Below are 15,170 nucleotides of genomic sequence, written 5' to 3'. Positions count from 1 at the left end.
GTTGTGAAAAGAATTCAATTAGCAGAAGACCTTCAGTTTTCACAGATCGTTCACGGACATTGGCGTTTAGCAGAATGGAATCTCTCTCCCGAAGAGCTTCTTTCACTTATAGAAAGATGTATAGAGGCAGGAATTACAACGTTTGATCATGCTGATATTTATGGTAATTACATGTGTGAAGAGCTGTTTGGACAAGCCCTAGCTCTTAAACCATCCTTACGACATGAAATGCAAATCGTGACTAAGTGTGGTATTAAACTCATTTCTGAAAACCGTCCACATCATACGATTAAATCTTATGATACGAGTAAAGAACACATCATCGCTTCTGCAGAAAATTCATTGAAAAAAATGAACACAGACTTTGTAGATGTACTATTGATTCATCGCCCAGATCCGTTTATGGACCCAGCTGAAACAGCAGAAGCGTTTCACATCTTAAGAAAAGAGGGGAAAGTGAGACATTTCGGTGTTTCTAACTTCACACCTAAACAAATGGAAATGCTGCAAAATGAGTATGATGGACCACTTGTAACGAATCAGATCGAGTTGTCCGTTCTTCATGAACAGTCTTTCTTTGATGGCACGATCAATCACCTTCAAAAAGAAAAAGTTAGACCGATGGCTTGGTCTCCGCTTGCTGGAGGAAGATTGTTTAATGGAAAAGATGAAAAAGCGGTACGAGTGAAAAAGGCTATAGAAATAGTCGCTAGTGAAACAGAAGCCTCATCTATTGATGAAGTAGCTTATGCATGGCTGTTGAATCACCCGGCACAGGTCATGCCGATTGTTGGTAGCGGAAAAATGAATCGTATTGAGGCAGCGATAAATGCAGCAAACTTACCGCTAACACGCGAGCAATGGTTCTACATTTTACAAGAAAGTATGGGGAAAGAAGTAGATTGATTCATACTTTACTCATTTAATAATAAGCCGAAATCCACACAGTATGATGTGTGGATTTTTTTATTATATCTATAGAACATTTCGTTAGTAATTAGTTCCTTAGTAGTATAATATTAGAAATAAATACTAAAAAATGGGGATGCATCAATGATTACATTAAGCAACAACAGTTCTACGAAGAGCTCACAAGTATTGAATGAAAGTGCTGTACTGGCAGCGATTGATCGATCAGTAGCCATGATTGAATTTGACCCTCATGGAAAAGTACTATGGGCAAATGAAAATTTTGCAACAACGGTGGAATACCATGTTGATGAGATGCCGTTTTTGGTCCATAAGCAATTTTGCACAGAAGAGTTTTTGCGAAGCGGTGAGTATGATCGGTTTTGGCGAAGTCTAAGAGAAGGTAAAACATTTCAAGAAAAGATTCAACGTGTAACGAAGTCAAAGCGTTTGATTTGGTTAGAAGCTACGTATACACCTGTTCTGGATGAAAATCATAAAGTGACAGCTGTGGTAAAGATTGCAACAGATATTACGAATAGAGAAAATAATACGATCAGGGTTGCTTCCGACCTACAACAGATGTCCCTAGAATTGCTTACACGAGCGGAAGAAGGATTAAAGAAAAGTAATGAGATTTCATTATCTACCGAAAAATTAGTGTCTGAATCCCAACAGAATTTATCTATATTAGAATCTCTGAAAAAGCAAGCTACTTCTATAGAAGATATTGTAAAAACGATTCGTGAAATTGCGGCACAAACCAATTTGTTAGCGTTGAACGCAGCTATAGAAGCAGCTCGAGCTGGTGATCATGGAAGAGGATTTAACGTTGTGGCGGTTGAGGTTAGAAAACTGGCTAATCGCGTGCAAGACTCTATCCAAGAAGTGAATGCACATATTTCAGGAATCACTGGCGAGATAAACAAGATCAATGATGTGACTCACCGATCGCAAGAAGGGATAACGAATAACAAACAATTGATCGAACAAGCGATGCAAGAGTTCTTAGGTATCGAAACTTCTGCGAGACAGTTGGAGTCACAGGCAAGTAAGTTTAAGGAACTTCTATAGGTCTACAAAATAAGAAAAACCCCTAATGCCTTTAGAAAAGGTGTTAGGGGTTTCTTCACTCTTATTAACGAGAGTAGTATTCAACGATAAGTTGTTCTGTGATCTCAGCAGGAAGTTCAGAACGCTCTGGTAAGCGAGTGAAAGTACCTTCCAATTTGTTTTCATCAAATGTTAAGAAATCAGGTACGAAGTTGTTTACTTCGATCGCTTCTTTAATAGCAGATGAGTTACGAGATTTTTCACGAACACCGATTACATCTCCAGCAGATAGACGGTAAGAAGCGATATCAACACGCTTTCCGTTTACTGTGATGTGACCGTGATTTACTAGTTGACGAGAAGCACGACGCGTGCGAGCAAGACCAAGACGGTAAACTACGTTATCTAAACGAGATTCTAAAAGAATCATGAAGTTTTCACCGTGGATACCAGTCATTTTACCAGCATCATCAAAAATGCGGCGGAATTGACGCTCGTTTACACCGTACATGTAACGAAGCTTTTGCTTCTCTTGTAATTGTAAACCGTATTCAGAGATTTTTTTACGTTGAGTTGGACCATGTTGTCCTGGTGCGTATGGACGCTTAGAAAGTTCTTTCCCAGTTCCGCTTAGAGAAATTCCAAGACGACGAGAAACTTTCCATGTTGAACCTGTATATCGAGCCATTATAGACTCCTCCTTCACATGTTTGTTTGTGTTAAAACAACAACAGTGACTATGGCCTTTTCATGAGCATATTTTGTATGAAAAACATCTTCACTTCAGCAGCCATGAAGCTACGAGATGTTCCCGGATTAATGAAAACCAGGGTACAAAATAAAAACAAATGATGGACACAGTGCCGCTTATTTTACACAAAGAATAGTATAAGCTTTTTTGTTATACCGTGTCAACTCTATCTATAAATACATAAAACATTTTCAGGGACAAATTGTAAAAACATGAAAATTCATATATGATATGTTTAAGAAAGCGCTTACATTTTATATTGCCTTCAAAGGAGAAGTAAAAATGGACACAAAACGCTTTGAAACAGATGTGATTCACAAAGGGTATAATGCAGAACAACATAATGGGAGTTTGGCTCCTCCGATTTTTCAAACTTCAACTTTTGTATTTGACAGTGCTGAAACGGGTGCAGCACGGTTTGCAGGTGAACAGGAAGGATATATCTATTCTAGACTTAGCAATCCTACCGTCGCGATGTTAGAAGAGCGAATAGCAGCGATGGAAAAGGGGGAGAAAGGTCTAGCGTTTGGTTCCGGTATGGCTGCCGTGTCAGCTATTCTTCTCGGTTTAACGAAAACAGGTGATCATATCCTCTGTTCTGAAGGAGTTTATGGTTGTACCTTTGGCCTGCTTCAGCTTATGGAAGAAAAGTATCATATTACACACAACTTTCATTCGATGAACGATGAGGAATCAATACGGTCAGCAATTAACGACCATACAACAGTCATATATATTGAATCTCCGATAAACCCGACGATGAAACTTGTTGATTTAAGTATGGTGGCAAGAATTGCAAAAGAATTTAATATTCCAGTAGTTGTAGATAATACGTTTTCCTCTCCTTATCTACAGCGTCCACTTGAATTAGGCTGTGATATCGTTTTGCACAGTGCCACGAAATATTTATGTGGACATGGGGATGTAATAGGAGGTCTAGCGGTTGGAAAGCAAGAATTGATGAGCCATCTTGCTATGACCACTCAAAAGGATATTGGTGGAGTAATGTCTCCTTTTGATGCCTGGTTGCTTTTAAGAGGAATCAAAACACTTCCTGTTCGAATGGACCGTCATTGTGATAATGCAAAAAAGCTGGCAGACTTGTTAAAGAAACACCCTGCTGTAAATCGAGTTTTGTATCCGGGTGATTCTGATTTTCCTCAATACGAGCTTGCGAACAAACAAATGTTAAACGCGGGCGGTCTGATCAGTTTCGAAATAAAAGGAGATAAAGTGGTCGCACAAAAATTCATGAATGCATTAAGACTCATTAAAATCGCAGTTAGTCTTGGAGATGCAGAAACACTCATCCAGCATCCTGCTACGATGACGCACGCTGTCGTACCTGAGGAGAATCGTCTTCAGATGGGAATCAGTGATCAGCTTCTGCGCTTATCGGTTGGTTTAGAAGCATGGGAAGATATTTGGGGTGACATAGAACAAAGTTTAGATTCTTTATAAAAGGCTGTTTTCTTAAACTTTGTTGCTTCTGGAAGTAGTCGATTTCCGTTCCAAGCTGCTCGCTTTCCGCTGGGCAGGAGACACGCACCTACCACTCCAATCAACTGTAATGAAAGCAACACCTTTTAGATGAGCGTTATAAACAAAAGAAGCCCTGCGCTTATATCGGCGCAGGGCTTCTTTAATAGGTAAGAGAAATTAGATATATCGAAGTAAAACCTCACAGAACTTTTCTAAGTTCTCTTGATCAATCTCATCAAATCGTTCCTTCTCTGGACTATCAATATCTAGAACTCCTCGGAGCTGGCCGTCTTTAACTAACGGAACAACGATCTCGGATTGAGAAGCTGCATCACAGGCGATATGTCCAGGAAACTCATGAACATCTTTTACTACTAATGTTTCTTGGTTTTGAGCGGACGTTCCGCATACTCCTCTTCCAAGAGGTATTCTTACGCAAGCTGGAAGCCCTTGAAAGGGTCCAAGAACTAATTGGTTCGTCTCTACTTCAAGTGTATAAAATCCGACCCAGTTTACTCTGTCTAAGAATTGATTCAGTAAAGCAGAAGCATTTGCAAGATTCGCAGTAGCGTTTGTTTCACCCTCAAGTAAAGCAGAAAGTTGTTTTAACAGAAGAGAATACCCCTCATTTCTGTCTGTGCTATATTGCTGAACGGAAAACATCAAGATTCCTCCAAACCTGATAAATTGTTTATTCTATCCTATCAAATAATGTTGAACTATACACCCAAAAGCCCTTATTTGTCGAGCGATTATTAAAGGTTTATGTCTTCCGCCCAAGAATTTTATACAAGAGGGAAGGACGGTGGAAGAAAATGAAGACAGATCCGATGGAAACGAAACTGAAAATAGCTGAGGCTGCGATTGCTCTTTTCACAAGCCAAGGATTTAAAGGAACGACCGTTAGGCAGATAGCAAAAAAAGCTGGTGTGAACATCGCTTTAATTTCGTACCATTTTGGAGGAAAGAAAGGTCTTCTAGAAGAGTTGATCACTTCATTTTTTGAAGGGTATATCAGAAGGATTGAAATCATCTATCATACATCGAGCTCTCCAACAGTAAAAGGGAGTTTTATTGAAATAGTAGAAGCATTGTTGATCTATCAACAGCGAAACCTTCCTCTTGCACGCTTTGTCTATCGTGAGATGACGCTTGATTCAACATTGGTACGTGAACTCATGTCTACCTACTTAGTAAAAGAAAAATACTTTTTGCAAACTTTGTTTGAAAAAGGGATGAAGAAAAAAGAATTCAGAAGGCAGCCTGTGGACTTTTTAACTATTCAGTTCAAGGATATGATGATGCTACCATTTTTGCATCCACTATATTTAGCTGAAGTGTATCAGATCAGTGCTGAAACAGAGACGTTCATCCAACCTTATAAAAAATGGATGATGAACTGGTTTGATAAATGTGTTTGTCTTCCTGAAAGAAAAAATCCCCTACTGTCTGCTGTTCAAAAGCCGTTATTCGGCTCTATTCAAGAGAAGTGGGGAAGTTAATGTTGCTGTTGCTACTAATTGATCAAATCCTTGACCGAGTCCCTTAGCACTGTGGGCATCAGACCCATAGACGAGAGGGATTTTTCTTTTTTGTGCTTCATTTATGATCCAATCTGAAGGGTAAGGCTCCAAACAATAAGGCTTAACAGCACCTGCCCCGTTATAATCCAAATACATTTTACGTTCAGACAAGGTTGTTAAAATGTCTTCTACTTCCTTTTCATAACTAAAATCTGGAGGGAAAAGTGTCTGAAACTTCTTAGCTAATGTGATATGACCAATCCTTTTTGGCTGATGCTTCCCAAATGAATGACTGATTGATCTTCTAACCGTTTGAAAGTATAGGGAGTAGACAGCAGAAAGGCTACCCGACTGTTCAATCAATTCTTTAAATACATTCTCATCATAATCCATGCAGTAGTGCTTATTTTTGACGTTTAGAAAATGAACAGAGAGAATGGCATCATCGAGCTCTGGCCAAACTTCTTTAAGAAACGTATTCGTCTCGTCTTCATATCCATCTATAAAATCAATCTCTAATCCAGTAAAAATCTCTATTTTACTTTTATAAAATTTCTTAACTTCTCTCAAAGTGTTAAAGTAACTTCCTAATTGTTCGTGTGTCATGCTACTGTCTTTTGTGGGAGTAGGATCGGTAAATGTATGAGGGAGCGGGGCATGCTCTGTAAAGGTAATACCTTTCATACCTAAAGAGATAGCTCTTTCGATATACATTTCAAATGTGTCTAGTGACCCATGGGGACAAAAAGGCGTATGGACATGTCCATCATAGTACATCTTTCTTACTCCTCCTTTCGACAAAATCTTCATTAAATTGGAAAAAAATTATCAGATTATGCAATTTTTTTGCGTCAAATGTTTGTTTACATGTTATCATAAAAGCATTAAACTGCAATTTTTATAGAATAAAAACTAAATTAGATCGGTAAAGCGATTTAAACATACGAATACATAATGTAGGCCATATAGAAATTTGAACAGATAGAAAGGGTGCCTTTGATGATATACATAGTCATTGCCATCGTTACATTCCTAGCATTGATCCTGTACGGTGCCATGTCACGCCGAAGAGTGTATAAAGAAATTGATCGACTCGAAGCATGGAAAATGCAAATTATGAATCGCCCATTAACAGAAGAGATTTCAAAAGTTAAGGGTATGGCGATGATTGGGGAAACGGAAGAAAAATTTGAAATGTGGCGTCAAGAATGGGATGAGATGGTAACGGCTCAACTTCCTAATTTAGAAGAAGACTTATTCGACGCTGAGGAATATACAGATAAGTACCGCTTTAAAAAAGCTAGATCTATTTTAGCTGGGGTTAGCCAATCATTAGAAAAAATTGAATTGCGAATTAAAGAGATTACTTCAGAGATTAATGAGTTAGTTACGAGTGAGGAACTAAATCGAGAAGAGATCGTTGAAGCGAAAGAAAAGCTGCAAGAAACAAAGAAGTACTATTTAACACATATCCGCGCACTTGGTCAGACAGCACCAATTTTTGATAAAGAGCTGGATGAGATTAAAGCACTGTTTGAAACATTTGAATCACTTACTGTACAAGGAAGCCATCTAGAAGCTAGACAAAGACTTGTAGAGAGTTTAAACCGTATTTCAGACTGTAAAACGAAGATGCAGGGTGTTCCTGAACTTCTAGTGATCCTTCAATCGGATATACCAAATTCACTGAAAGAATTAAGTGCAGGTTTTACTGAGATGGAACAGCAAGGCTACGTTCTACATCATATCGGTATTGAAAAAGAGATCAGTTCTTTGAAAGATCTTAACGAACAAGCGTTGAACAGAGTGTTAGATTTGGAGCTTGAGAGTGCTCAAAGAGATATGGACGAAACGGTTCAGAAAATGGATCAGCTCTATGAAATGCTCGAAAACGAAGTGCATTCTAAGCAATTTGTAATTAGTGAAAGAGAAATCTTTTTCTCTTCCATTCAAGATCTTCAAGATAGAATTGAGAATTTAAAGCAAGAGACCCAAATTGTTTCTTCTACTTACTTGATCGAACAAAATGAAGCAGAAATGCAAAAGAAGATTGAAAAACTGTTTCACAAGCTACAGAGTCGTTTCTTAATCATTGAAGATTCAATAGACGAAAAAAGAGAATCTTATTCAGTTATTCGAGAGATGATGGAAGAGATGCAAAAGCAGATGGAAGAACTGCAGCGTTCTCAGAAAGTATATGAAGAAATGCTTCATAACTTAAGAAAAGATGAGCTTGAAACGAAACAAAGCTTAAGAGAACTAAGAAAGAAACTGCTCGAAGCAAGAAGAATGGTACAAAAGAGCAACCTTCCTGGATTACCGGAACACTACTTGATCACGATCGGGAAGGCAGAAGAATATATCATCGAAGTTTCTAAAAAGCTGGATGAGAAGCCTCTTGAAATGTCAGATGTTTCTTATGTACTAAACAAAGCGCACGAAGCAGTAAACGAAGGTTACGATGAAACGTCTAAGATGATCGAGAATGCTTTCTTAGCTGAGAAGCTCATACAGTACGGCAATAGATTCAGAAGTTCTTATCAATCTGTATCCGTTCGATTGATTGAAGCAGAGATCGCTTTTCGAAATTATCAGTATGAAGATGCTCTTGAGATTGCAGCTTCTGCGATAGAAAGTGTTAGACCTGGAATCCTTAAAGAGATGGAAATCAATTTAAAGTCACATGTATAAAAACTGCGAGGATTCAATTCCTGCAGTTTTTTTGCTGTTTAAAAGAATTTTATTTTAGTGAGTTAACAAAAACTAGGATATAAGTGGAGATGTGCACGATAGCTAAATTATGGTATGATAATGAAATGTGTGTTTTAGAACGGTTTGGAATGGATAATTGGAGGATTCAACAATGATTTATTTGGATAATAGTGCAACAACAAAGCCATATAAGGAAGTACTTGATACGTTCGTTACGGTGTCAGAAAGGTATTTTGCCAATCCATCTTCCCTTCATTCTAAAGGAGGCGAAGCTGAGAAATTGCTTGGTCAGGCCAGAAAGTCAATTGCTCAGTTACTGGAGGTTGCTCCATCAGAAGTCGTTTTCACCTCTGGTGGTACAGAAGGCAACAATATTGCGATCAAAGGGATTGCTTTTCAACATCAAAATCGAGGTAAACACCTTATAACATCTTCTGTTGAGCATGCATCGAGTCATGAATCCTTTCAATATCTTGAATCACAAGGTTTCGAAGTAACGTATCTTCCGGTGGATCACAACGGTTTGATTTCATTAGAAGAACTTAAGTGTTCGATCCGGCCAGATACGATTCTTGTTTCACTTATTCATGTCAATAACGAAACGGGAACGATACAACCTATTCAAGAGATAGGTAAGATCTTGAAAGAGCATCCGAAGATTTTTTTCCATGTCGACAATGTTCAAGGTGTCGGTAAGGTTGACCTGCCACTAAAGGAGTGGGGGATTGATCTATGCACGATATCTGCTCATAAAATTCACGGTTTAAAAGGAAATGGGATTCTATTTGTGAAGAATGGTGTGAGTGTCTCTTCTTTATTCACTGGTGGAGAACAAGAATTAAAGAAAAGAGCCGGGACTGAAAATGTTGCAGGTATTGTAGCTATGGCAAAAGCGTTAAGGTTAATTCTTCAAGAAATGAAAGAAAAGAAAGAAAATTTACTTGAGATTAAACAGTTCTTAATTGAAGAGTTGCGTTCCATAGATGGAATAGACATCAATACATCTTTAAAGTACTCAGCTCCTCACATTATTAATTTTTCAGTGAAGGGTATCAAACCAGAAGTGCTGATCCATTCACTTGATAAAAGAGATGTTTATGTATCAACTCGATCTGCATGTTCATCAAAACAAGGTGGAGCTAGCCGTATCTTACTAGAGATGGGGTTAGGAGAAAATCGTGCTTCAACGGCTATTCGTTTGAGTACCTCCTATGGAAACACTTTGAAAGAAGCAGAACTGTCTTTAAAAATATTAAAAGAAGAACTAATAAATTTTAAGAAGGTAATGAGGTAATGAAGATGATTTATGATCATTTAGTCGTACGCTATGGTGAATTATCACTAAAAGGAAAGAACAGAAGGCATTTCGAATCACAGCTTTTTGAAACAGTAAAAAGAAAAATGCGTCCGTTTCAGGATCTGCATATGTCAAAACACTTTGACCGAATTGTTATTGAGTTAAACGGCCAATCATATGAGCCTATCGTCAAATCTTTACAAGATATTTTTGGCATCCACTCGATCAGTTTAGCTGTAAGATCTGAAAATGACTTAGAAGCGATTCAGAAAGCAGCGTTAATCGCTCTTAATGAAGCGATGGAAGGAAAGAAGACGTTTAAAGTTACTGGTAAACGCTCATTAAAGTCCTTCCCAGTTAACTCCATGCAGCTTAACCAAGAAGTTGGAGGATACCTTTTAAGAAACACGGAAGGTTTAACCGTTGATGTTCATAATCCAGATGTAAATGTAAAAGTGGAAGTAAAAGATACAGGAACTTACATCAGCTCAAAATCATTTGAGGGAGCTGGCGGTCTGCCGATAGGTGTTGGCGGTAAAGCGATGCTAATGCTTTCAGGTGGTATTGACAGTCCAGTAGCGGGATATTTGACTATGAAGCGTGGTGTTCGTATTGAAGGTGTTCATTTTCATAGTCCGCCATTTACAAGTGAACGGGCAAAACAAAAAGTGGTGGATCTGACACAAGAGCTCACTCGCTATAGCGGAGGCAAGATCAAGCTTCATGTTGTACCTTTTACAAAAATTCAACAAACGATCAAAGATAAGATTCCGTCTAGTTATAGCATGACAATCATGAGAAGAGTAATGCTAAGAATCACTGAGCGTTTAGCGGAGAACAACCATGCGATGGCTATCGCGAACGGAGAGAATCTCGGCCAAGTTGCAAGTCAGACGATGCATAGCATGTATGCGATCAATGAAGTAACAAACCTGCCTATTCTTCGCCCTGTTATTACAATGGATAAGCTAGAGATCATGAATTTGTCGCATAAAATTGGAACATATGAGATTTCAATTCGTCCTTATGAAGATTGCTGTACCATTTTCTTGCCTTCTGCACCAAAGACTAAGCCGAAGCGTGAGAAAGCGATTCGGTTTGAGAAAAATATTGAAAACCTTGAAGAGTTGATTGAAGAAGCGGTTAATGAAGTTGAGACGCTGATTCTTGAAGAAGGGAAATCAACGGACGAAACGTTTGATGATTTACTCTAAGGCATTTTTTGCGTGTTTTGTTAGTTCTTGAAAGTAGTTGATTTCCGTTTCAGGTTGCTCGCTTTCCGCGGGGCAGGCGGTGAGCCACATTCGAACGTTTCACTTTTAAGTGTCTCACCTGCCCACCTGTCCCGCAGGAGTCTCGCACCTTCCACTCCAATCAACTAGTCAATGAAGAAAATTACAAAATAAATCAGCCTCTTTAAAAACATCAAGATTATTAACTTTAAAAGCTTGATGACAAGTTAATCAAGGTAAGTCATAACAAAAGTCTGCATATTGTGCAGGCTTTTTTTACTTATAGAGCTGTTGTTTTTGCATTCAGATTGTCTGTCCATTGCAATTTGCTTAGAGTGCAAGGATGCTTGCCTGCTACATGAGAAGCTACTTTTGAAGGCATGCAACGAGAAAGCGTACTGAGGAAGCATTGACTTGTTAGATGCAGTAGCAAGTATGCAACAGCAAGCTTGAAGTGGTCATTTTTATAACTGAAGTTAGCAAGTGTGTGCTGAAATCAACTGCGTTCAATAGCCTGCTTCTTAACTAATATACGAAATGGCAACACACACAACAATTTCCAAGAATTGAATCGGCCATTTAGACACATCTTATTAGTACAAAGGAGGTGAAACAACATGGCAAACCAAAACCAATTAGTAGTACCAGGTGCACAACAAGCTGTAGACCAAATGAAGTATGAAATCGCTTCTGAATTCGGTGTAAACCTTGGACCAGATTCAACTTCACGTGCTAACGGATCTGTAGGTGGAGAAATCACTAAGCGTCTAGTAGCTCAAGCTCTAGGTGGATACTCTAAATAAATAGCAAATGGCTAACGGAGCGGGTTATCCCCGCTCCTTTTATTTTTGTACATATATGACTAAATTTTAAAAATTTTCTAAAATATATTATAATGGTAAAGAACAACATGAATTGAAAGGGTGAAGTAAATGAACTTGATTGCTCCAAACATTTATAATTTAACAGAAGAAATGGAAAAGTATGCTTTAAACCCTGAAAAAAAAGCTTTAATCTGGATGGATGAACAAGGTATTACAGAGGAGATTACATATAAGAAGCTCCTAGACAGAGCGAATCAAATTGCAAATTCTTTAGAAGAACTTGGACTGGCTAAAGGTGATAGAGTTCTGATCATCATGCCGCGACTGATTGAAACGTATGCGGTGTATATCGCTTGTTTGAAAGCTGGAATTTCTGTTATTCCATGCTCGGAAATGTTAAGAGCTAAGGACCTGAGCTACCGTGTTCAGCATAGTGAAGCTAAAGCGATCATTGCGGATTACCGATTTACAGAGCAGGTTAATGAGATCAAAGACCACTTGCCTACACTTACATATAAAATTAGTGCGAACGGGGAAACAGATAACTGGTTAAGCTTACAAGCAATAACGAATGATGTAAGCGTTTCCTATAAAGCACCTGAAACGGCGAAGGATGATATGGCTTTTTTATCCTACACATCAGGTACAACCGGCCAGCCTAAAGGTGTCGTTCATACACACGGATGGGCGTATGCGCATATTCGAACGGCAGCTAAAAGCTGGTTGAACATATCAGAAGATGACAAAGTATGGGCAACAGCGGGACCTGGTTGGCAAAAATGGATTTGGAGTCCTTTTTTATCCACTCTAGGTACTGGTTCTACCGGTTTTGTCTATCAAGGTAAGTTCGATCCGAAAAAATATTTAACACTTTTGCAAGACCAGAAGATCTCTGTTTTATGTTGTACACCAACAGAATATCGTTTAATGGCAAAAGTAGATAATTTGGATCAATATAAGCTACCACAATTAAGGAGCGCTGTATCGGCTGGAGAACCGTTAAACCGAGAAGTGATCGATACGTTCGAAAAATATTTCCATATTAAAGTACGTGACGGATATGGACAAACAGAGAATACGTTATTAGTCGGTACGATGGAAGGTATGGAGATCAAACCAGGTTCAATGGGTAAGCCGACGCCTGGAAATGATGTTGATGTCATTGATGAAAACGGAAAACCTGTTGCTGCTGGAGAAGTTGGTGATATTGCCGTTCATAAAAATTGTCCTGCTCTGTTTAAAGAATATTATAAAGATCGTGATCGAACGATGATGGCTTTTCGTGGTGACTATTATGTGACGGGTGATAAAGCGAAGAAAGATGCTGAAGGCTATTTATGGTTCGAAGGCAGAGGCGACGATATTATCATCTCCTCAGGGTATACGATTGGACCTTTTGAAGTAGAGGATGCACTTGTAAAGCACCCAGCTGTTAAAGAATGTGCGGTGGTGGCAAGTCCAGATGAAATACGTGGTCATATTGTTAAAGCGTTTGTTGTTTTACGAGATCATACTGCAAGTAACGATGCCTTAACAAAAGAACTTCAAGAACACGTAAAAGAACTTACAGCTCCATATAAATACCCAAGATCCATAGAATATGTTGATGATCTTCCAAAGACAACTTCAGGAAAGATCAGACGTATCGAGCTTCGTCAGCTAGAAGCGTCAAAATCAAGATGATTTTTAAGGAAAAAGCAGATAACTTATCTGCTTTTTTGCTTGGTTTTTAAGTTATACTACTTTTAAAAGAAGATGAATAAAGGTGGTCAAATAAATTGGGGACTCTCTTTTATAACGGAAAAATCTACACGATGGCAAACGAAGGTGAACATATTGAAGCTGTTTACGTGGAGAACGGTCATATCATTAAAACAGGAACGGAAAAACATCTAACTAATACATTTAGAGAGCATATTACGAAAAGGGTTGATCTAAATGAGAACTTCATGTATCCGGGATTTGTGGACAGTCATCTACACTTGATCGGTCATGGTGAAAAGTTGATAAAACTCGATCTCTCAGAAATGACTTCTGCTGAAGAGATGGAACGTGCTCTGAGAGAAAAAGCAACTACACTTACATCCGATGAATGGTTGATTGGAGAAGGATGGAATGAGAACAATTTTATCGACCGTAAGATTTTTCATAGGCAAGAATTAGATGGTATTTCAGGTGGACGACCTGTTCTTCTATCCAGAGTGTGTCGGCATGCATTTTTAGCGAACACGAAAGCTTTAGAATTGGCAGGTATCACTAAGGAGACGATCGATCCTCCTGGTGGAATTATCGTAAGAGATAATGATGGAGAAGCAACAGGGCTGTTACATGATAGTGCTGCAGAACTTGTAAAGAAAGCTGTGCCAGAAGCTTCACAGAACTATTTGAATACGGCCTTAAAAACCTCTATCAAACATTTACTTTCATTAGGATTAACAGGAGGTCATTCGGAAGACTTAAGCTATTATGGGTATGTAGAAAGGCCGTTGAGTGCTTATCGAACTGTCATTGATGGAGAAGAGATTAAGTTTCGAGCTCATCTATTGGTGCATCATGAAGCCTTTGAAGACTTCAAGAATGTTAAAAAGGAATATGAGTTGCCTTTCGTAGAGTATGGGGCATTGAAAATATTTGCAGATGGAGCTTTTGGAGGCCGGACCGCTTGGCTATCTCAGCCTTATAATGATGCACCGGAAACCTCAGGTGTATCAATCCATGCAGATATTGATCTAGCTAAACTTGTTCAAAAAGCGAGAGAGTATTATATGAATGTTGCTGTACATACGATTGGTGATATGGCATTGAAACAAACGATTGAAGCGATAAAAAATCACCCTGCAAAGGAAGGCAGAGATCGCCTAATTCATGTTGGACTTGTAGATGATAATTTAATTGCAGAAATGAAACAACTTCCAGTCATACTAGATATTCAACCAGGATTTGTAGCATCAGACTTTCCATGGTTGATCGAACGACTCGGTACGGATCGAATTCCAAATGCTTTTCCTTTCAGAAGATTGATCGATGAAAAACTAATTTGTGCAGGTGGCTCTGATGCTCCTATTGAACCAGTGGATCCGCTTCTTGGAATATTTGCTGCAGTAACACGAAGAAAACCAGGGGAGAGTCATGAAGGTTATGTTCCAGAGCAAAAATTAACAAGGTTTGAAGCGATATCATTATATACTGTCGGAAGTGCTTCTGCCATTATGCAAGAAGATGTTAAAGGGGTCATTAAAAAAGGATATTTAGCTGACTTTACTGTATTAGATCAAGATCTATTTGAAGTTTCAGAAGATGAGATCTTAAAATCTAAGGTTGTACTTACAATTGTAGATGGTGATATTGTCTATGAGAACCAGGGTTTGTAGAACGCGAATCATGAAC

General features: G+C 38.6%; 13 protein-coding genes. 10 read left to right on the top strand and 3 right to left on the bottom strand.

Going from position 1 to position 15,170, the window contains the following annotated elements:
* Positions 1–3 precede the first annotated feature (3 nt).
* Together IHV12_RS00955 and IHV12_RS22975 are read left to right on the top strand one after the other, a co-directional pair.
* On the top strand, positions 4–906 hold the full coding sequence (locus IHV12_RS00955; RefSeq protein ID WP_197131653.1) for an aldo/keto reductase: 903 nt from the start codon (positions 4–6) through the stop codon (positions 904–906).
* Between the two features lie 147 nt (positions 907–1,053).
* Positions 1,054–1,983 carry a methyl-accepting chemotaxis protein gene (locus IHV12_RS22975; RefSeq protein WP_197131651.1) on the top strand — a complete coding sequence of 310 codons (930 nt, stop codon included), beginning with the start codon at positions 1,054–1,056 and terminating at the stop codon, positions 1,981–1,983.
* A gap of 64 nt (positions 1,984–2,047) precedes the next feature.
* Here IHV12_RS22975 and rpsD read toward each other — a convergent pair whose 3' ends face one another.
* Positions 2,048–2,650 (bottom strand): 30S ribosomal protein S4, encoded by a 603-nt coding sequence (rpsD, locus tag IHV12_RS00945; protein WP_191751958.1) that lies wholly within the window; start codon positions 2,648–2,650, stop codon positions 2,048–2,050.
* Positions 2,651–2,995: 345 nt separating this feature from the next.
* Between rpsD and megL the strand changes: the two genes are divergently transcribed.
* Positions 2,996–4,174, top strand: a complete 1,179-nt coding sequence (megL, locus tag IHV12_RS00940) for a methionine gamma-lyase (RefSeq protein ID WP_197189582.1) — start codon at positions 2,996–2,998, stop codon at positions 4,172–4,174.
* A 198-nt stretch (positions 4,175–4,372) separates the two neighbouring features.
* Here the strand turns inward: megL and IHV12_RS00935 are convergent, their stop codons facing one another.
* Positions 4,373–4,858 (bottom strand): GAF domain-containing protein, encoded by a 486-nt coding sequence (locus IHV12_RS00935; protein ID WP_197189581.1) that lies wholly within the window; start codon positions 4,856–4,858, stop codon positions 4,373–4,375.
* 152 nt (positions 4,859–5,010) lie between these two features.
* Here IHV12_RS00935 and refZ point away from each other — a divergent pair, with 152 nt between their 5' ends.
* A complete protein-coding gene (gene refZ, locus IHV12_RS00930; protein ID WP_231618368.1) occupies positions 5,011–5,697 on the top strand; it encodes a forespore capture DNA-binding protein RefZ in 687 nt (228 codons plus the stop codon).
* Here refZ and hisJ read toward each other — a convergent pair.
* Complete coding sequence (gene hisJ / locus IHV12_RS00925) at positions 5,662–6,495, bottom strand: histidinol-phosphatase HisJ (protein WP_197189580.1); 834 nt, start codon at positions 6,493–6,495, stop codon at positions 5,662–5,664. The two genes, refZ and hisJ, sit on opposite strands and share 36 nt — an antisense overlap.
* A 222-nt stretch (positions 6,496–6,717) precedes the next feature.
* Between hisJ and ezrA the strand changes: the two genes are divergently transcribed.
* From ezrA to IHV12_RS00895, 6 genes are all read left to right on the top strand, one after another.
* Entirely contained in the window at positions 6,718–8,409 is a 1,692-nt protein-coding gene (gene ezrA / locus IHV12_RS00920) for a septation ring formation regulator EzrA (RefSeq protein ID WP_197131642.1), read from the top strand.
* 172 nt (positions 8,410–8,581) lie between these two features.
* Positions 8,582–9,724, top strand: coding sequence for a cysteine desulfurase family protein (locus tag IHV12_RS00915; protein ID WP_197189579.1), 1,143 nt, complete (start codon positions 8,582–8,584; stop codon positions 9,722–9,724).
* A 5-nt stretch (positions 9,725–9,729) separates the two neighbouring features.
* Positions 9,730–10,941 (top strand): tRNA uracil 4-sulfurtransferase ThiI, encoded by a 1,212-nt coding sequence (gene thiI, locus IHV12_RS00910; RefSeq protein WP_197190330.1) that lies wholly within the window; start codon positions 9,730–9,732, stop codon positions 10,939–10,941.
* Positions 10,942–11,576: 635 nt separating this feature from the next.
* Complete coding sequence (locus tag IHV12_RS00905) at positions 11,577–11,762, top strand: alpha/beta-type small acid-soluble spore protein (RefSeq protein ID WP_066243771.1); 186 nt, start codon at positions 11,577–11,579, stop codon at positions 11,760–11,762.
* 129 nt (positions 11,763–11,891) lie between these two features.
* Positions 11,892–13,466, top strand: coding sequence for an acyl-CoA synthetase MbcS (gene mbcS, locus IHV12_RS00900; protein ID WP_197189578.1), 1,575 nt, complete (start codon positions 11,892–11,894; stop codon positions 13,464–13,466).
* A 95-nt stretch (positions 13,467–13,561) separates the two neighbouring features.
* Positions 13,562–15,154 (top strand): amidohydrolase, encoded by a 1,593-nt coding sequence (locus IHV12_RS00895; protein WP_197189577.1) that lies wholly within the window; start codon positions 13,562–13,564, stop codon positions 15,152–15,154.
* Positions 15,155–15,170: the final 16 nt, after the last annotated feature.

It is taken from the genome of Fictibacillus sp. 7GRE50, from assembly GCF_015903875.1.
In the GTDB taxonomy this organism is placed as follows: Bacteria; Bacillota; Bacilli; order Bacillales; family Fictibacillaceae; genus Fictibacillus; species Fictibacillus phosphorivorans.
This window is presented reverse-complemented; position numbering and strand designations above follow the sequence as displayed.